Source organism: Rhodoplanes sp. P11, from assembly GCF_964266735.1.
GTDB lineage: Bacteria > Pseudomonadota > Alphaproteobacteria > Rhizobiales > Xanthobacteraceae > Rhodoplanes > Rhodoplanes serenus.
Genome location: NZ_CAXWGY010000001.1, coordinates 763357 through 780406 on the forward strand (window position 1 = coordinate 763357; position 17050 = coordinate 780406).

The 17050-nt window shown below is 69.7% G+C and carries 18 protein-coding genes; 16 read left to right on the forward strand and 2 right to left on the reverse strand.

The genetic code is table 11. The features are described from left to right. The first annotated feature begins 29 nt into the window (after nucleotides 1–29). From nifD to ACFQUV_RS03495, 16 genes are all read left to right on the forward strand, one after another. Nucleotides 30–1544, forward strand: a complete 1515-nt coding sequence (nifD, locus tag ACFQUV_RS03420) for a nitrogenase molybdenum-iron protein alpha chain (protein WP_129607799.1) — start codon at nucleotides 30–32, stop codon at nucleotides 1542–1544. Nucleotides 1545–1693: 149 nt separating this feature from the next. Continuing rightward, the gene (gene nifK / locus ACFQUV_RS03425; protein WP_129607800.1) at nucleotides 1694–3232 is read left to right on the forward strand and encodes a nitrogenase molybdenum-iron protein subunit beta; all 1539 of its coding nucleotides are present in this window, start codon (nucleotides 1694–1696) and stop codon (nucleotides 3230–3232) included. A 207-nt stretch (nucleotides 3233–3439) separates the two neighbouring features. After that, a complete protein-coding gene (gene nifE / locus ACFQUV_RS03430; protein WP_129607801.1) occupies nucleotides 3440–5215 on the forward strand; it encodes a nitrogenase iron-molybdenum cofactor biosynthesis protein NifE in 1776 nt (591 codons plus the stop codon). A gap of 1 nt (nucleotide 5216) precedes the next feature. Next, nucleotides 5217–6605 (forward strand): nitrogenase iron-molybdenum cofactor biosynthesis protein NifN, encoded by a 1389-nt coding sequence (gene nifN, locus ACFQUV_RS03435; RefSeq protein ID WP_129607802.1) that lies wholly within the window; start codon nucleotides 5217–5219, stop codon nucleotides 6603–6605. Further along, nucleotides 6574–7080, forward strand: a complete 507-nt coding sequence (gene nifX / locus ACFQUV_RS03440) for a nitrogen fixation protein NifX (RefSeq protein WP_129607803.1) — start codon at nucleotides 6574–6576, stop codon at nucleotides 7078–7080. Before nifN ends, nifX begins: the two co-directional genes overlap by 32 nt. Before the next feature lie 10 nt (nucleotides 7081–7090). Beyond that, the gene (locus ACFQUV_RS03445) at nucleotides 7091–7618 is read left to right on the forward strand and encodes a NifX-associated nitrogen fixation protein (RefSeq protein WP_129607804.1); all 528 of its coding nucleotides are present in this window, start codon (nucleotides 7091–7093) and stop codon (nucleotides 7616–7618) included. A 52-nt stretch (nucleotides 7619–7670) separates the two neighbouring features. After that, nucleotides 7671–7979 (forward strand): ferredoxin III, nif-specific, encoded by a 309-nt coding sequence (gene fdxB, locus ACFQUV_RS03450; RefSeq protein WP_111384226.1) that lies wholly within the window; start codon nucleotides 7671–7673, stop codon nucleotides 7977–7979. A gap of 4 nt (nucleotides 7980–7983) precedes the next feature. After that, nucleotides 7984–8691: a nitrogen fixation protein NifQ gene (locus ACFQUV_RS03455; RefSeq protein ID WP_129607805.1), complete on the forward strand. Its 708-nt coding sequence runs from the start codon at nucleotides 7984–7986 to the stop codon at nucleotides 8689–8691. A gap of 267 nt (nucleotides 8692–8958) precedes the next feature. Continuing rightward, nucleotides 8959–9276 carry an iron-sulfur cluster assembly accessory protein gene (locus ACFQUV_RS03460; protein WP_129607806.1) on the forward strand — a complete coding sequence of 106 codons (318 nt, stop codon included), beginning with the start codon at nucleotides 8959–8961 and terminating at the stop codon, nucleotides 9274–9276. 10 nt (nucleotides 9277–9286) lie between these two features. Beyond that, on the forward strand, nucleotides 9287–9565 hold the full coding sequence (locus tag ACFQUV_RS03465) for a NifU family protein (RefSeq protein ID WP_129607807.1): 279 nt from the start codon (nucleotides 9287–9289) through the stop codon (nucleotides 9563–9565). An 11-nt stretch (nucleotides 9566–9576) separates the two neighbouring features. Then, a complete protein-coding gene (gene nifV, locus ACFQUV_RS03470) occupies nucleotides 9577–10803 on the forward strand; it encodes a homocitrate synthase (RefSeq protein ID WP_129607808.1) in 1227 nt (408 codons plus the stop codon). Then, a complete protein-coding gene (gene nifW / locus ACFQUV_RS03475) occupies nucleotides 10803–11156 on the forward strand; it encodes a nitrogenase stabilizing/protective protein NifW (RefSeq protein ID WP_129607809.1) in 354 nt (117 codons plus the stop codon). The genes nifV and nifW overlap by 1 nt, the downstream gene beginning before the upstream one ends. Nucleotides 11157–11184: 28 nt before the next feature. Continuing rightward, nucleotides 11185–12030 carry an electron transfer flavoprotein subunit beta/FixA family protein gene (locus ACFQUV_RS03480; protein ID WP_129607831.1) on the forward strand — a complete coding sequence of 282 codons (846 nt, stop codon included), beginning with the start codon at nucleotides 11185–11187 and terminating at the stop codon, nucleotides 12028–12030. A gap of 16 nt (nucleotides 12031–12046) precedes the next feature. Next, nucleotides 12047–13153 (forward strand): electron transfer flavoprotein subunit alpha/FixB family protein, encoded by a 1107-nt coding sequence (locus ACFQUV_RS03485; protein WP_129607810.1) that lies wholly within the window; start codon nucleotides 12047–12049, stop codon nucleotides 13151–13153. A 72-nt stretch (nucleotides 13154–13225) separates the two neighbouring features. Next, the gene (locus tag ACFQUV_RS03490) at nucleotides 13226–14530 is read left to right on the forward strand and encodes an FAD-dependent oxidoreductase (protein ID WP_129607811.1); all 1305 of its coding nucleotides are present in this window, start codon (nucleotides 13226–13228) and stop codon (nucleotides 14528–14530) included. A 34-nt stretch (nucleotides 14531–14564) separates the two neighbouring features. Next, nucleotides 14565–14864 (forward strand): ferredoxin family protein, encoded by a 300-nt coding sequence (locus ACFQUV_RS03495; protein WP_129607812.1) that lies wholly within the window; start codon nucleotides 14565–14567, stop codon nucleotides 14862–14864. Between the two features lie 29 nt (nucleotides 14865–14893). Here ACFQUV_RS03495 and draG read toward each other — a convergent pair whose 3' ends face one another. Next, entirely contained in the window at nucleotides 14894–15793 is a 900-nt protein-coding gene (draG, locus tag ACFQUV_RS03500; protein ID WP_129607813.1) for an ADP-ribosyl-[dinitrogen reductase] hydrolase, read from the reverse strand. A gap of 95 nt (nucleotides 15794–15888) precedes the next feature. Then, the gene (locus ACFQUV_RS03505; protein ID WP_207211369.1) at nucleotides 15889–16710 is read right to left on the reverse strand and encodes an NAD(+)--dinitrogen-reductase ADP-D-ribosyltransferase; all 822 of its coding nucleotides are present in this window, start codon (nucleotides 16708–16710) and stop codon (nucleotides 15889–15891) included. Nucleotides 16711–17050 lie beyond the last annotated feature (340 nt).

The following is a 17050-nucleotide window of genomic DNA, read 5'->3' on the forward strand; positions in this document are numbered from 1 at the left end:
CGCCCGGATCACCGAAGCAGGAACGAGCCATGAGCCTCGATCACGAGAACGATGCCGCATTCAACGAGGCCCTCATCGCCGAGGTGCTGTCCGCCTACCCGGACAAATTCGCCAAGCGGCGTCGCAAGCACCTGGCGGTCGCCAAGCCCGCGGGCGCCGATGCCGACGCGGCGCCCGGCGAGGAGGGCCATCTGCTCTCCGAATGCGACGTGAAGTCGAACGTCAAGTCGATTCCCGGCGTGATGACCATCCGCGGCTGCTCCTATGCCGGCTCCAAGGGCGTGGTGTGGGGACCCGTCAAGGACATGGTCCACATCAGCCACGGCCCGGTCGGCTGCGGCCATTACTCGTGGTCGCAGCGCCGCAACTACTACACCGGCACCACCGGCATCGACTCCTTCGTCACCATGCAGGTCACCTCCGACTTTCAGGAGCGCGACATCGTCTTCGGCGGCGACAAGAAGCTCGCCAAGGTGATCGACGAGCTGGAGGAGATGTTCCCGCTCAGCCGCGGCATCTCGATCCAGTCGGAATGCCCGATCGGCCTGATCGGCGACGACATCGAGGCGGTGGCCAAGAAGAAGGGCAAGGAGATCGGCAAGACCATCGTGCCGGTGCGCTGCGAGGGCTTCCGCGGCGTGTCGCAGTCGCTCGGCCACCACATCGCCAACGACACCATCCGCGACTGGGTGCTGGACAAGAAGGATACCGGCTTCGAGCCCGGTCCCTACGACGTTTCGGTGATCGGCGACTACAACATCGGTGGCGATGCGTGGGCGTCGCGGCGCCTGCTGGAGGACATGGGCCTGCGGGTCATCGGCAACTGGTCCGGCGACGCCACCCTCGCCGAGATGGAGCGGGCGCCGCTCGGCAAGCTCAATCTCATCCACTGCTATCGGTCGATGAACTACATCTGCCGGCACATGGAGGAGAAGCACGGCGTTCCGTGGATGGAGTACAACCTGTTCGGGCCGAGCCAGATCGCCGCCTCGCTGCGCAAGATCGCCAAGCACTTCGGCCCGGAGATCGAGGCCAAGGCCGAGGCGGTGATCGCCAGCTACCAACCGCTCGTCGACGCCGTCGTCGCCAAGTACAGGCCGCGGCTCGAAGGCAAGTCGGTGATGCTCTATGTCGGCGGACTGCGGTCGCGCCACGTCGTCACCGCCTACGATGATCTCGGCATGCGGATCGTCGGCACCGGCTACGAGTTCGCCCACAACGACGACTATCAGCGCACCGGCCACTATGTCGTGCCCGGCACGCTGATCTACGACGACGTCACCGGCTACGAGCTGGAGAAGTTCATCGAGGGCATCCGGCCCGATCTGGTCGGCTCCGGCATCAAGGAGAAGTACCCGGTGCAGAAGATGGGCATCCCGTTCCGTCAGATGCACTCGTGGGACTACTCCGGCCCGTATCACGGCTACGACGGGTTCGCGATCTTCGCCCGCGACATGGACCAGGCGATCAACAATCCGGTCTGGGGGCTGTTCGATCCGCCCTGGAAGAAGAAGGACGCGCCTGTCCTGCAAGCGGCCGAGTAGACCGCGGCCAGGAGGCGAGTCGGCGGCCGAATGGACGGCCGCCGGCCACGGCCGACGGACGGAGCGAGACAGTCAGTTTTTTCGAGCGTGCCGGAGCCGCGATCCGCGGCGGCGCGACGAGACCAGAGACGAGACGACAGGAGTTCACCATGCCACAGTCGGCCGAGCGGGTTCTGGATCACGCGACGCTGTTTCGCGAGCCCGAATACCGCGAGATGTTGGCGCGCAAGCGCGACACCATGGAATGCCCGGCCTCCACCGAGGCGGTCGCGGCCCAGAGCGACCACACCAAGACCTGGGCGTATCGCGAGAAGAACCTCGCCCGCGAGGCGGTGTCGATCAACCCGGCGAAGGCGTGCCAGCCGCTCGGCGCGGTGTTCGCGGCGGCCGGCTTCGAGAAGACGATGTCGTTCGTGCACGGCTCGCAGGGCTGCGTGGCGTATTACAGGTCGCACCTGTCGCGCCACTTCAAGGAGCCGGCCTCGGCGGTGTCGTCCTCGATGACCGAGGATGCCGCGGTGTTCGGCGGTCTCAACAACATGATCGACGGGCTGGCCAACACCTACGCGCTGTATGGCCCCAAGATGATCGCCGTGTCGACCACCTGCATGGCCGAGGTGATCGGTGATGACCTCCAGTCGTTCATCGAGAACGCTCGCGTCAAGGGCTCGATCCCGCAGGCGTTCGACGTCCCCTACGCGCACACGCCTGCCTTCGTCGGCAGCCATGTCGACGGCTACGACGTGATGATCAAGGGCGTGCTCGAGCACTTCTGGGACGGCCAGGAGCGCAGCCCGAACGACAAGATCAACATCGTGCCGGGCTTCGATGGCTTCTGTGTCGGCAACAACCGCGAGCTGAAGCGCATCCTCGACCTGATGGGCGTGTCCTATACGCTGATTCAGGACGCCTCCGATCAGTTCGACACGCCCTCCGACGGCAGCTTCCGCATGTATGCGGGCGGCACAACGCTGGCCGACACGGCGGCGGCCCTGAACGCCAAGGCGACCGTCTCGTTGCAGCACTGGTGCAGCCGCAAGACGCTCGACTACGCGGCCGAGAAGGGGCAGGAGACAGCGAGCTTCCACTATCCGCTCGGCGTCGGCGCCACCGACGAGCTGGTGATGAAGATCGCCGCGCTCGCCGGGGTCGACATTCCGGCGGCCCTCGACCTCGAGCGTGGCCGCTTGGTCGATGCCATCGCGGACAGCCAGGCGTATCTGCACGGCAAGACGTACGCGATCTACGGCGATCCGGACTTCGTCCACGCGGTGGCGCGCTTCGTCATGGAGACGGGCGGCGAGCCGACCCACTGCCTCGCCACCAACGGCACCAAGGCGTGGGAGGAGGAGATGCAGGCGCTGCTGTCGTCCTCGCCGTTCGGCAAGGGCGCCAAGGTGTGGGCCGGCAAGGACCTCTGGCATCTGCGCTCGCTGTTGTTCACCGAGCCGGTCGATCTCCTGGTCGGCAACTCGTACGGCAAGTACGTGTCGCGCGACACCGGCACGCCGCTGATCCGCCTGACCTTCCCGATCTTCGATCGGCACCACCACCACCGCTTCCCGCTGATCGGCTACCAGGGCGGGCTCAACCTGCTGCGCACCGTGCTCGACGTGATCTTCGACAAGCTCGATCGCGACGGCGACGTCGCGGGCGAGACCGATATCTCGTTCGATCTGACGCGGTGATCACGACGCTCCCTCTCCCCGCCTGCGGGGAGAGGTGAAGGGAAGAGAGTTTATGGCCCCTCTCGATCTGGTCGGCGAGGCAGAGGTGAAGGAAGGTACGGCGCCTGCTCTCCCTCTCCCCGCCTGCGGGGAGAGGGTCGGGGTGAGGGGTGGGTATCTCGTGAGGGGCTGCGAGAAGGCCGAGGCGCGACGGCGGAGACAGGTGACATGCTGAAGGATCGGGTCAAGGCGCTGTTCGAAGAGCCGGGCTGTGCCCACAACGCCGCCAAGTCCGAGGCGGCGCGCAAGGCCGGCTGCTCCAAGCCGCTGACGCCCGGCGCGGCGGCGGGAGGCTGTGCGTTCGACGGCGCCAAGATCGCGCTCCAGCCGATCACCGACGCGGCCCATCTGGTGCACGGCCCGCTCGCCTGCGAGGGCAACTCCTGGGACAATCGCGGCTCCGCCTCGTCCGGCTCCGATCTGTGGCGGCGCAGCTTCACCACCGACCTGACCGAGCTCGACATCGTCGCGGGCCACAGCGAGAAGAAGCTCTACCGCGCCATCCGTGAGATCGCTCAGCGGTTCGAGCCGGCCGCGATCTTCGTCTATGCCACCTGCGTCACCGCGCTGATCGGCGACGACATCGACGCGGTGTGCCGGCACGCCGCCGAACGCTACGGTGTGCCGGTGGTGCCGGTGCACGGCGCCGGCTTCGTCGGCTCCAAGAATTTCGGCAACAAGCTGGCGGGTCAGGCGCTGCTCGATCACGTCATCGGCACGGTGGAGCCGGACGACGTCGGCCCGACCGATCTCGTCATCCTCGGCGAGTTCAACCTGGCGGGCGAGTTCTGGCAGGTGAAGCCGTTGCTCGATCGGCTCGGCATCCGGGTCCGCGCCTGCGTGCCCGGCGATGCGCGCTATGCCGACATCGCCGCCGCCCACACGGCGCGGGCCACGCTGGTGGTGTGCTCGACCGCGCTGGTCGGCCTCGCGCGGCGGATGCGCGAGCGGTGGGACATCCCGTACATCGAAGGCTCGTTCTACGGCGTGCTCGACACCTCGGAGACGCTGCGTCAGATCGCCCGCCTGCTGGTCGCGCGCGGCGCGCCGGCCGATCTCGTCACCCGCACCGAGGCGCTGGTGACGGCCGAGGAGGCGCGGGCTGCGGCCCGCCTCGCGCCCTACCGCACGCGCCTCGCCGGCAAGCGGGTGCTGCTCAACACCGGCGGCGTCAAGTCGTGGTCGGTGGTGTCGGCCTTGATGGAGATCGGCATGGAGGTGGTCGGCACCGCCACCAAGAAGTCGACCCCCGAGGACAAGCAGCGCATCGCCATCCTGATGCGGGACGACCCGCACATGTTCGAGTCGATGGCGCCGCGCGATCTCTATCGCATGCTCGCCGACGGCGAGGCCGACATCATGCTGTCGGGCGGCCGCACCCAGTTCATCGCTCTCAAGGCGAAGACGCCCTGGCTCGATATCAATCAGGAGCGCATCCACCCCTATGCGGGTTACGACGGCATGGTGGAGCTGGTGCGGCAGATCGATCTCGCGCTTCACAATCCGGTGTGGGCGCAGGTGCGCACGCCGGCGCCGTGGGATGCCGATGGGCGGCTGATCGAGGAGGTGGCGAGTCTGCCCGCCACGGGTGCCCCTTCACCTCTCCCCGTCACGGACCTCTCTTCACCTCTCCCCACTGGGGAGAGGTCGCGTGCGCAGCACGCGGGTGAGGGGAAGCCGACCTCGGCGAGGGCTGACCCCCATCACCCGGCGCCTTCGGCGCCGACCTCTCCCCGACAGGAAGAGGTGACCGAGAGCGTGGCCGGCGTCGCACCAGCATCTTTGCTTGCAGAGATTGCGCCGACCCAGCCCGACGACTCGTTCGCGGCTCGCCATCGCAAGAAATTCGCGGCAACCCGGGTCGATGCCTCCGATCCCGACTATCTGGCGCGGCACCGCAAGAAGTTCGCGGCCTCGGGTGCCGACGACATGGGTGAGTGCTGAGATGCCCGTGATCACCGCCACCCACAAGGCCGCCTCCGTCAACCCGCTGAAATCGTCGCAGCCGCTCGGCGCTGCGCTCGCCTTCCTGGGCGTCGCCGAGGCGATGCCGCTGTTGCACGGCAGCCAGGGCTGCACCTCTTTCGCGCTCGTGCAGTGCGTGCGCCACTTCAAGGAGACGATCCCGCTCCAGACCACCGCCATGGACGAGGTGGCGACGATCCTCGGCGGCGCCGATCATCTGGAGGAGGCGCTGCTCAACCTGAAGAATCGCACCCGGCCGAAGCTGATCGGCGTCTGCACCACGGCGCTGGTGGAGACCCGCGGCGAGGACTTCGCCGGCGATCTCGCGCTGATCCGCAGGAAGCGCGCCGCCGAGCTCGCGGGCACCGATGTGGTGCTGGTCCACACGCCCGATTTCGACGGCGCGCTGGAGGAAGGCTTCGGCAAGGCCGTCACGGCGCTGATCGAGGCGCTGGTGCCGGCGGCGCCGCGCCGCGCGGCGGAGACCGGCAAGGTGGCGATCTTTCCGGGCTGGCATCTCACCGTCGCCGATCTCGATCTCGTGCGCGACACCGTCGAGAGCTTCGGCCTCGATCCGGTGATCGTGCCGGACATCTCCGGATCGCTCGACGGCACCGTGCCGGGCCGCTGGATTCCGACCACCTATGGCGGCACGCCGGTCGAGGCGATCCGCGATCTCGGCTCGGCCGCGCATGCCATCGCGATCGGCGAGCATGTGCGGCCGGCCGTGGAGGCGCTGGCGGCGCGCGCCGGGGTGCCGTTCACCGTGGTCGAGACGCTGTCGACGCTCGCCGCCGCCGATCGCTTCGTCGCGCTGCTGGCGCGGCTCTCCGGCCGGCCGGTGCCGGCGCGGCTGCGCCGCGCCCGCAGCCGCTTGCAGGACGCGATGCTCGACGGCCACTTCCACTTCGCCGGCAAGCGCGTCGCCATCGCGGCCGAGCCGGATCACCTCTACGGCCTCGCGACACTGTTCGCCGGTCTGGGTGCCGAGATCGCGGTCGCGGTGACGACGACAGGGCGCTCGCCCACTCTCGCCGCGGTGCCGGCCGCCGAGGTGGTGGTCGGCGATCTCGACGAGCTGGAGCTGCGCGGCGGCGCCGCCGGCTGCGATCTCCTGGTCACCCACAGCCATGGCCGCCAGGCATCGGAGCGGCTCGGCGTGCCGCTGATGCGGGTCGGCTTTCCGATCTTCGATCGGCTCGGCGGACCCTATCGTCGCGGCGTGCTCTACGACGGCGTGCGCGACCTGATCTTCGACGCCGCCAACATCCTCCAGGCCCATCAGCCCGTTCACACCCCGGACAGCCTCGATCCGTTCCGGGACCGCGGAGAACCCCATGTCAGCCGTTCGTCGCCTGCGCCTCATTGATACCGACGAGCCGACGCCGACGGCGTCTCCCGCCGTGCGGGTCGCCATCGCGACCGGCGACCGCCGCACCCTCGACGCGCATTTCGGCTCGGCCCGCTGCTTCGTCGTCTACGACGTGACGGCGCAGGGCTGGACCGCGGTCGAGACCGTCACCTTCGATCTCGTCTCCGATCAGCAGGGCCGCCACGCCGCCGAGGGCGACGACCGCATCGGCCCCAAGATCGATGCGCTCGGGGGCTGCCACCTGTTGTTCTGCGTCGCCATCGGCGGTCCCTCGGCGGCCCGGGTGGTGGCCGCGAAGATTCATCCGGTGAAGCTGCCGCCGCAGCCGATCGAGGCGGTGCTGGAGCGCACCCGCGCGATGCTGGCCGGCGCGCCGCCGCCGTGGCTGCGCAAGGTGCTGGCCGGCGCCGGCATCGGCGGCGCGACCAACGCCGGCGGGCCGGCCGGCAAGCCGTCCTTCGTCGACGACTGAGAGCCGCGCCATGTCCGACGCCATGACGCCGCCATCGAGCACGAGCCCTGCCGCGGTTGCCGCGAACGATCTCGCCGCGGCCGAGGTCGCCGCCGCGGCGGCCGCGCTCGCAACACCCTTCGTGCAGAGCCTGGTTCGTCTGCTCCGCGCCCAGGATGGGTTCGGCGCTTGGGAGGGCCGCAGCGACGCCAAGCTGCTCGCCCCCTACATCGTCACCCGCGAGCAGCGCCGCGCCATGCCGATCATGGGCGATCCGAGCCCGGAAGTGCTGTGGCGGGTCGAGCAGTATTACGGCGCCGTCGGGCTCGCCATCGAGCACCACACCGGGCTTGTCGCCAGCCCGATGATCCAGATGCACCACGAGGGCTTCGGCCGCGTCATCCTCACGGTCGGCAAGCTGGTGGTGCTGTCGCGCCACCTGCGCGACGTCCATCGCTTCGGCTTCGAGAGCCTGGCGGCGCTGGCGGCCGGCGGCGAGAAGCTGGTCGCCGGCTGCGTGGCGACGATCGAGACCTATCCGGAGGTGGCGCGCGCCTGACCGCGTGCTGCCTCTAACGCGGCAAACGCGAGGCCGCCCGAGGAGGACACCGATGTTCATCACCCGTGACGGGACCCCGTGGGAGCCCGCCTATCTCACCGCCATCGACGGCAACAAGTGCATCGGCTGCGGCCGCTGCTACAAGGTCTGCGCCCGCGACGTCATGCATCTGATGGGCGTCGACGAGGACGACGAGCTGGTCGCCTGCGCGGCCGACGAGGACGACGACGACGAGGAGTTCGTCCGCAAGGTGATGGTGCTGCACCAGGCCGGCAACTGCATCGGCTGCGGCGCCTGCGCCCGGGTGTGCCCGAAGGGCTGCCAGACCCATGTGGGGGCCGCCGTCCTGGCGGCGGCGTGACGCCATGCCGGCCCGAGGCGCCATCGTCGATCGATCCGCGGTGCCGCCTGCGGTCGCGGGCGAGGCGCGGGCCGGCGTGTGCGGCAGTGCTCGCCGCGCCGCCGCGGTCTATCGCGGCCTCACCGGATGGTGGCCCGAGGAGGTCAGCATCCATGCCGACGACGACTTCGACCGTCACGTCTTCGCCTCGGCGATCGCGGTGGCGGCGTCTGGCGGCGGCGCCGTGGCGTCGCGTCTGGGTCTCAGCGGCGTCGATTTCGGCCGCCTCGTCGCTGTCCGGTTTCCGGGCGCCGGCGTGCTGTTCGCGCCCGACGACGGCGAGACTGCGCCGGCCGACGACGAGATCGCCATGGTGCGGGCGCTGCTGCTCGCCTCGGCGAGCCGCGACGGCGAGGACACCGCGTGGCTCGCCGCCATCGTGGCGCGCCGGGCGATCGAGCCCAACCATCTGTGGGAGGATCTCGGCCTGCGCGATCGCGCCGAGCTGTCGCGGCTACTCGCTCGCCACTTCGCTCCGCTCGCCGCCCGCAACACCCGCAACATGCGGTGGAAGCGGTTCTTCTATCGCACCCTGTGCGAGACCGACGGCATCGTGCTGTGCGCCACGCCGGTGTGCACCGCCTGCGGCGACTTCGACCTGTGCTTCGGCGAGGAGACCGGCGAGAGCCGGCTCGCCCGCGCCCGCCGCGGGAGCGCCGCGCCGCTGTCGTGAACACGACTGCCACGGATGCGTGCTCATGATGCCCGGCCGCGTGCCGGGCATTCGGCGTTCTGAGACACTCTCGACAAGGCCCTTGCCGGAAACCCGACATCGAACCCGACATCGGCGCCGCGCAGCCATTGTCGGATTTGCGACGCGGCCGCCGGGCCGACCGCGACGATGCCACGAAACCGCTGGGGCACAGGCATTTTCGCACTGCGGTGCGATCTGGCACGCCGGTTGCTCCATGCTCGTGACGCGATGCCATGGAGCACCACCATGATCACCCTGTCGTCCGAAGCCGCCGCTGCCGTGAGGACCGCGATGACGCGGGCCGGAAAGCCCGCCGCCGGTCTCCGGGTGATGATCGAGGCGGGCGGCTGTGCCGGCCACAAGTACATGATCGGCCTCGACGCGGCGCCACGCGATGACGACCTCGTGCTCGAGTCCGAGGGCGTGACGCTGTTCGTCGATGCGCAGTCGCAGCCGATGCTGGACGGGTTGACCATCGGGTTCGCCGAGACGCTCGCCGGCAAGGGCTTCACCTTCGACAACCCGTGCCGCTCCCGCTGCGGCTGCGGCAAGTCGTGCGGCTGAGGAGGCGACGATGCACGGATCGTTTCCCTCCGCCGCGCCGATCGCCGAGACGGCCGCCGCGATGTCGTTGCGCGAAAAACTGATCGCCGACGCCGTCGAGGCGCTGCGTCCCAACCTGAAGAAGCACGGCGGCGATTGCGAGCTCGTCTGCATCGAGGGCAGCACCGTGCATGTGCGGCTCACCGGGTCGTGCGTCGGCTGCGTGCTCGCCTCGGTGACGGTCGCCGGCGTGCAGGGCCGTCTGATGAGCGCGCTCGGCTTTCCGATCCGCGTCGTCCCGGTGACGTGAGGAGGGGAGCGATGCTGCGATCCGCGCATCCGACCGCGTCCCGCGACACGCCCGCCGGCCCGGTCGTGCTCAACGACACCACGCTGCGCGACGGCGAGCAGGCGCCCGGCGTCGCCTTCACGGCGGCCGAGAAGGTGGCGATCGCGAGCGCGCTCGCCGCGGCCGGCGTCACCGAGGCCGAGGTCGGCACGCCCGCCATGGGAACCCAGGAGATCGCCGCCATCCGGGCCGTGATGGAGGCCGATCTGCCGCTCACCGCCATCGCCTGGTGCCGCATGCGGCGCGAGGACGTCGATGCGGCGCGCGCCGCCGGCGTCGCCATGGTCAACCTGTCGGTGCCGGTCTCCGACGTGCAGATCGCCGCCAAGATCAAGGGCGGGCGCGCCGCCGCGCTGGCGATGCTCGCCGACGTGGTCGGCTATGCCCGTCGTCACGGCTTCGCGGTGGCGGTCGGCGGCGAGGATTCCTCGCGCGCCGACGTTGGCTTTCTGACCGAGGTCGTCGCCACCGCGAAGGCGGCCGGCGCCCGCCGCTTCCGCATCGCCGACACGCTCTCGGTGCTCGACCCGTTCTCGACCCACGCGCTGGTGTCGGCGCTGCGGCGGACCACCGATCTCGAAATCGAGTTCCACGGGCACGACGATCTCGGGCTGGCCACCGCCAACACGCTGGCCGCCGTGCAGGCCGGCGCCACCCACGCCTCGGTGACGGTGATCGGGCTCGGCGAGCGCGCCGGCAACGCGCCGCTGGAGGAGGTCGCGGTGGCGCTCAAGCAGCTCCACGGCCGCGACACCGGCGTCGACTTCGCCCGGCTCGGCGACATCGCCGCCGTCGTCGCCGCGGCGGCGCGGCGGCCGATTCCGGTCGCCAAGGCGATCGTCGGCGATCACATCTTCACCCACGAGTCCGGCATCCATGTCGACGGTCTGCTCAAGGATCACCGCACCTATCAGGCGCTCGATCCCGGGCTGCTCGGTCGCGCCCATCGCATCACCCTCGGCAAGCATTCCGGGGTCGCCGCGGTGACGATGGCGCTCGCGGCCCTGCGGCTGTCGGCCGACGCGGACGAGCTGGCGCAGATTCTCGCCCGCGTGCGCGACCGCGCGCTCGCCACCAAGGCGCCCGTCGACGACGACGCCCTGCGGGCGATCTGGCGGACGGTGCGGGGCCGCGATGCGGCGCGCGCCGCCGCGTGTGATGCCGCTGTCTGCACGCGCAGTCACGAGGAGGTGGTGTGATGGGCTCTTGCAACGAACCGGCTCCCAGCTTTCCGGCCGGCACGCTGGCCCGCTTGAAGACGGCGGCCTCGGCCGAGGAGTTCTTTGTCCTCCTCGCCGTGCCCTACGAGAACAAGGTGCTGAACGTGGCGCGCCTGCACATCCTCAAGCGGATGGGCGAGTATCTGGACGGCGACGATCTCGACGGCGTTCCCGAGGCGGTGGCGCTGGCCCGCTGCCGCGCCGTGCTGGCCCGCGCCTACGAGGAGTTCGCGGCCTGGTCGCCGCTCGATCGGCGTGTCTTCAAGGTGCTCAAGGACGCCGTCGCGCCGAAGCGGCCGGCCGGCTTCGTGCCTCTCGACGATCTCAAGTGACCGGAGAAACTAGGTGACCAGGACGGGCATGCACGTCGTCGTCTGCATCAAGCAGGTGCCGGATTCGGCGCAGATCCGCGTCCATCCGGTCACCAACACCATCATGCGGCAGGGGGTTCCGACCATCATCAACCCGTACGACCTGTACGCGGTGGAGGAGGCGCTGCGGCTGCGCGACCGGCACGGCGGCACGGTGACGGTGCTCACCATGGGGCCGCCGATGGCGGAGGAGTCGCTGCGCAAGGCGCTGACCTTCGGGGCCGACCGCGCCGTGCTCTTGACCGATCGCTTCTTCGCCGGCTCCGACACGCTGGCGACCAGCTTCGCGCTCGCCTCGGCCATCACGGCCATCGGCGAGCGGTTCGCGCCGGTCGACATCGTCTTCACCGGCAAGCAGACCATCGACGGCGACACCGCCCAGGTCGGGCCGGGCATCGCCAAGCGGCTCGGCCTCGCCCAGCTCACCTATGTGTCGCGGGTCGCGGCGCTCGATCTCGCCGGCGGCACCATCGAGGTGGATCGCCGCGCCGAGGGCGGCGTACAGGCGCTGCGCACGCGGCTGCCCTGCCTCGTCACCATGCTGGAAGGCACCAACGAGATTCGCCGCGGCTCGCTGCCCGACGCCCTGCGCGCCGCCCGCGCCGAGATCGTCGTGTGGAGCGCCAAGGATGCCGGCATCGCCGACGTCACCAAGTGCGGATTGCGCGGCTCGCCCACCGTGGTGAAGCGCGTGTTCGCGCCGACGCCGCGGGCCGAGAAGGCCACCCTGGTCGACCCGGCCGGTGCCGGCGCGGCCGATGCCCTGATCGCCGCCATGTTCGCGGCCCGGCCTCGCCTCAAGGCCGAGCTGGCGACCTTGGTGCGTGGCTACTGACCGGACGGAGAGCACCATGGCGCAGCCCGACAAGCCCGCCACCCCCGCCGCGGGGCGCGCGAACACCAAGAAGGAGCTGCCCGAGCGGTTCAGGCAGCACAAGCATGTCTGGGTGTTCGTCGAGCAGGAGCGTGGCCAGGTCCACCCGGTGTCGTGGGAGCTGATGGGCGAGGGCCGCAAGCTCGCCGACAAGCTCGGCGTCCAGCTCGCCGGCGTGGTGATCGGGCCGCCCGGACCGGCTGTCGCCGAGGCCGCTCGCGAGGCCGCCTGCTACGGCGCCGATCTCGTCTACACCATCACGAACGAGATCCTGGCGGAGTATCGCAACGAGCCCTATTCGAAGGTGCTGACCGATCTGGTCGAGACCCACAAGCCCGAGATCCTGCTGCTCGGCGCCACCACGCTCGGCCGCGATCTCGCCGGCTCGGTGGCGACCACGCTGGCCACCGGCCTCACCGCCGACTGCACGGCGCTCGACGTCGATGCCGACGGCTCGCTTGCCGCGACCCGGCCGACCTTCGGCGGCTCGCTCCTGTGCACCATCTACACGCTCAACGCCCGGCCCCAGATGGCCACCGTGCGGCCGCGCGTGATGGCGATGCCGGAGCGCGTCGAGCGGCCGCTCGGCCGGCTCGTCGAGCATCCGCTCGCCATGGTGGAGGAGGACGTCGTCACCAAGGTGCTGCGCTTCCTGCCCGACCGTGATCAGGCGACCTCGAACCTCGCCTATGCGGACGTGGTGGTGGCCGGCGGCCTCGGCCTCGGCTCGCCGGAGAACTTTCAGCTCGTGCAGCAGCTCGCCAGGGTGCTCGGCGGCGAGTTCGGCTGCTCGCGGCCACTGGTGCAGAAGGCCTGGCAGCCGGCCGAGCGGCAGATCGGCCAGACCGGCAAGACCATCCGGCCCAAGCTCTACATCGCGGCCGGCATCTCGGGGGCGATTCAGCATCGCGTCGGTGTCGAGGGCGCCGACCTGATCGTCGCCGTCAACACCGACAGGAACGCACCGATCTTCGACTTCGCTCATATCGGCGTCGTCGGTGACGCGATGCATCTGCTGCCGATGCTCACCGAGGCGTTCCGCCGCCGGCTATCGCCGCACATCCGCGACCGCCTGGCGGGCTGAAGCCGCGATGCTTCAAGGATGACCAACCACGCCGGTGAAGGCGATGGATGCGCGGCTCCACAGGAGATTGCCATGACGGAAAAGTTCGATGCCATCGTGGTCGGGGCCGGCATGGCCGGCAACGCCGCCGCCCTCACCATGGCGAAGCGTGGCCTCAAGGTGCTCCAGATCGAGCGCGGCGAGTATCCGGGCGCCAAGAACGTGCAGGGCGCCATCCTCTATGCCGACGCGGTCGAGAAGCTGGTGCCCGGCTTCCGCGACGACGCGCCGCTGGAGCGCCATCTGGTCGAGCAGCGCTTCTGGATGATGGACGACACCTCGCACACCGGGCTGCATTACCGCTCCGAGGATTTCAACGAGGAGAAGCCGAACCGCTACACCATCATTCGCTCGCAGTTCGACCGCTGGCTGTCGCGGCAGGTGCAGGCGGCTGGCGGCCTCGTGCTGTGCGAGACGACGGTCACCGAGCTTTTGACCGATGGGCGGGGCAGGGTGATCGGGGTGCGCACCGATCGCCGCGACGGCGACGTCATGGCCGACGTGGTGATCCTGGCCGAAGGCGTCAACGGCCTGCTCGGCAGCCGCGCCGGCCTGCGCGCGCGGCCGGCGCCCGAGAACGTGGCGCTCGCCGTCAAGGAGATGCACTTCCTGCCGCGCGAGACCATCGAGGCGCGCTTCAACCTCAAGGGCGAGGAGGGCGTCGTCATCGAGGCCGCCGGCACCATCTCGCGCGGCATGACCGGGATGGGCTTCCTCTACACCAACCGCGAGAGCATCTCGATCGGCATCGGATGCCTGGTGTCCGACATGGCCCGCACCGGCCACGCGCCCTACGCGCTGCTGGAGGCGTTCAAACGCCATCCCTCGGTGGCGCCGCTGCTCGACGGCTCGGAGGTCAAAGAGTATGCCGGCCACCTGATCCCGGAGGGCGGCTACAAGGCGATCCCCAAGCTCTACGGCGACGGCTGGCTGGTGGCGGGCGATGCCGCGCAGCTCAACAACGCCATCCATCGCGAGGGCTCGAACCTGGCGCTCACCTCGGGCCAGATCGCCGGCGAGACGGTCGCCGACCTCTACGCCCGCCGGGCGGCGCCGACCGCGCGGGCGCTGGCTGCCTACGAGGCTCGGCTGAACGACTCGTTCGTGATGAAGGATCTGAAAAAGTACAAGGATATGCCGGCGCTGCTGCATGCCGGCTCGCAGAACTATTTCCTCACCTATCCGCAGCTCGTGTCGAAGGCGATGCAGAACTTCGTGCGGGTCGACGGCGTGCCGAAGATCGAGAAGGAGCGCAGGACGCTGCGCTCGGTGCTGGCGGCGCGCTCGCTCGGCGGGCTCCTGGGCGACGCCGTCCGCATGGCGCGGGCGTGGCGATGACGGTGCGATCGAACGAGGCGAGCCGGAGGGCACGATGAGCACGGAGGAGACCGAGGTCCGCGTCGAGGACAAGCTCTACCAGAACCGCTACCGGGTCGATTCTGGGCGCTCGCATATCGTCGTGGCGCCGCACGAGACGCCGCCGCCGGAGCTGGTGGCCCTGGTGACGATCTGTCCGGCGCGCTGCTACGAGATCAACGGCAAGGGCCAGGTCGAGGTCGCCCACGACGGCTGCATGGAATGCGGCACCTGCCGGGTGGTGGCGGAAGGCTCCGGCGCCATCACCTGGACCTATCCACGCGGCGGCTACGGGGTGCAGTTCAAGTTCGGCTGACCGCGTGAGCGGCCGCGCTGCGGCGGCTCTCAGCCGTCCGGCGGCCGCAGCGATGCTGCGATGTCGAGCAGCGCCGGCACCAGCGCCCGGATTTCCGACACGACCGCGCGGTCGAGGCGGCGCAGCCAGTCGGCCGGGATCGCCGCCGCTCCATGGGCGGCCCCGGCCAGCATGCCGACGATGGCCCCGGTGGTGTCGGCGTCGCCGCCGAGATTGACGGTGCGGACCACGGCGTAGCGAAACGTCTCGGTGGCGAAGAACACGTGCAGCACCGTCTGCATCGTGTCCACCACATAGGCCGAGGACTGCCCCGGCCAGGAATCGAACCGGAAGGCCCGCTGGGTCGCCACCAGGGCGTCGACGATCTCTCGGGCCGCATTGCGCCCGCCGCCGGCGAGCAGTGCGTGCAGCATCCGCACCAAAACCACGCAGGCGGCATCCGACAGCGGGTGGTGATGGGTGGCGCGCCCCTGGCGGATACTCCAGTCTTCGGCGATCACCGGCGCCCCGAAGGTCGCGAGCGCCACCGGCAGCACCCGCATGGCGGCGCCGTTGCCGGCGTCGCCGTCGAAGTGCGGGCCTTCGACGCTGCCGTCGGTCATGAAGCGACGGATGCCGCGCCGGCAGGTGTTGCCGACGTCGATCGGCTTGCGGCCGAGCCAGCGGGCGAACTCCTCGCACATGTCGCGCGGCTCGAGGCCGTGCCACCGCACCAGCGAGCGGCCGAGCGCCAGCGCCATCTCGGTGTCGTCGGTCACCTGGCCGGGACTGAGGCGCAACCAGCCGCCGCCCACCATGCGGTCGAGAACGCCGTAGCGGGCGGCGATCTCGCCGCGGGTCATGAATTCGACCGGCCCGCCCAGCGCATCGCCGACCGCGAGGCCCAGGAAGGCGCCGAGCGCCCGGTCGTGCAGGGTGAGTGATGGCATCGCGATCGTCCCGTCGGTCCGGACGCGCTGTTGTCGCGTGTCGGCCTCGGGATCACCGCATGCATCGCTCATGCCGGTTCGGCTGACGCGATCGCTCAGAGATAGGTCGCGGTCACGCGGTAGTCGCCGCCGATCACCAGATACTCGCCTTCGCCTTTCAACGGATGGCTGGCCAACAGCGTGTTGAAGAAGGCGATCTTGGAGACGGGAACCTGGGCGGTGAGGATGATGTCGCCGAAGCAGTCGGCGATGCCGCGGTCGCACGAAAACGAGGCGAGGTTGTTGAGCCGCACCACCGCGTGGCGCTTGTCGGCGCGCTCGACGATCGGGTGCTCGTCGAAGTCGTTGATGCCGCGGTAGAGGGTCAGGTGCGTGGCGCCGGGGGCCGCCATGCCGGCGAGCGCCCATTGGCAGAACTCGTAGACGAGATCGAGCTGGGTGTAGATCGCATTGTTGTGGAACCGGCTCGACATCTTCTCCTGCACGTAGGTCGCCCAGGCTTGATCCGAGACGCGGGCGATGATCGCCTTGTGGAAGGTCGGGCAGATGCCGAAACGGCTCTCGACCCAACCTTTCAGCACAGCACCCTCGGGGCCGTTGGAATCGAAGCCCCAGCCCTTGATCAGCCGCAGGAACGACGAGCGCCAGCGCCGCGGCGGGGTGCCGCGGCCTTCGGGCGGTACCTCCTGCTGCTCCGGATCGAGGCCGAACATCGCCATCATGTAGCTGGCGAAGGCGATGCCGGCGTCGGCGAGGTCGGGCGCCTGCGACAGCATCTCGAACAGGCTGCGGTTCATCTCGCGCACGCCCGAGATGCGCAGCGGCACCGGGTGGTCGTTATAGGCGGCGCTGGCCAGCAGATCGGTCGGAAGTCCCACGAGGTTGGTGGAGTGCCCGATCGACCGCGGCTGAGCCATCGCCTCCTCCCTGATGACGCGGCCGGTGCTCGGGCTTTGCTGCCGTCGCGATGCGGCCCGCCGACGCAAGCACATTCACCACGCCGTGGTGCAGGCGGGCGTGAGTGGTTCGGTGTGGCCATTGAGGCATGGCCGGCACGCTCCGCCCTGATCTTCCTCAACGGTGGCGGTTCTTTCGCGAGGCCAGCGCTGCGCGATAGTCTCGCTCGGCTGCTCGATCCGATGCGCAGGACGCGGCAGCCGGGAGCGGGCCGAGCCGCACGCGGAGGCCGCCAAGCACTGAGCGCCGGAATGGCCATCTGCTGCTTCAGACAATGGTATCATAGTAACAACGGGTCCC

Coding starts and splice junctions, on each gene's coding strand:
- nifN (WP_129607802.1), top strand. CDS start 5,217: ATGCCCGTGATCACCGCCACCCACAAGGCCGCCTCCGTCAACCCGCTG.
- ACFQUV_RS03455 (WP_129607805.1), top strand. CDS start 7,984: ATGCCGGCCCGAGGCGCCATCGTCGATCGATCCGCGGTGCCGCCTGCG.
- fdxB (WP_111384226.1), top strand. CDS start 7,671: ATGTTCATCACCCGTGACGGGACCCCGTGGGAGCCCGCCTATCTCACC.
- ACFQUV_RS03480 (WP_129607831.1), top strand. CDS start 11,185: ATGCACGTCGTCGTCTGCATCAAGCAGGTGCCGGATTCGGCGCAGATC.
- nifE (WP_129607801.1), top strand. CDS start 3,440: ATGCTGAAGGATCGGGTCAAGGCGCTGTTCGAAGAGCCGGGCTGTGCC.
- nifK (WP_129607800.1), top strand. CDS start 1,694: ATGCCACAGTCGGCCGAGCGGGTTCTGGATCACGCGACGCTGTTTCGC.
- ACFQUV_RS03485 (WP_129607810.1), top strand. CDS start 12,047: ATGGCGCAGCCCGACAAGCCCGCCACCCCCGCCGCGGGGCGCGCGAAC.
- nifV (WP_129607808.1), top strand. CDS start 9,577: ATGCTGCGATCCGCGCATCCGACCGCGTCCCGCGACACGCCCGCCGGC.
- ACFQUV_RS03465 (WP_129607807.1), top strand. CDS start 9,287: ATGCACGGATCGTTTCCCTCCGCCGCGCCGATCGCCGAGACGGCCGCC.
- ACFQUV_RS03460 (WP_129607806.1), top strand. CDS start 8,959: ATGATCACCCTGTCGTCCGAAGCCGCCGCTGCCGTGAGGACCGCGATG.
- draG (WP_129607813.1), bottom strand. CDS start 15,793: ATGCCATCACTCACCCTGCACGACCGGGCGCTCGGCGCCTTCCTGGGC.
- ACFQUV_RS03490 (WP_129607811.1), top strand. CDS start 13,226: ATGACGGAAAAGTTCGATGCCATCGTGGTCGGGGCCGGCATGGCCGGC.
- ACFQUV_RS03445 (WP_129607804.1), top strand. CDS start 7,091: ATGTCCGACGCCATGACGCCGCCATCGAGCACGAGCCCTGCCGCGGTT.
- ACFQUV_RS03495 (WP_129607812.1), top strand. CDS start 14,565: ATGAGCACGGAGGAGACCGAGGTCCGCGTCGAGGACAAGCTCTACCAG.
- nifX (WP_129607803.1), top strand. CDS start 6,574: ATGTCAGCCGTTCGTCGCCTGCGCCTCATTGATACCGACGAGCCGACG.
- nifD (WP_129607799.1), top strand. CDS start 30: ATGAGCCTCGATCACGAGAACGATGCCGCATTCAACGAGGCCCTCATC.
- nifW (WP_129607809.1), top strand. CDS start 10,803: ATGGGCTCTTGCAACGAACCGGCTCCCAGCTTTCCGGCCGGCACGCTG.
- ACFQUV_RS03505 (WP_207211369.1), bottom strand. CDS start 16,710: ATGGCTCAGCCGCGGTCGATCGGGCACTCCACCAACCTCGTGGGACTT.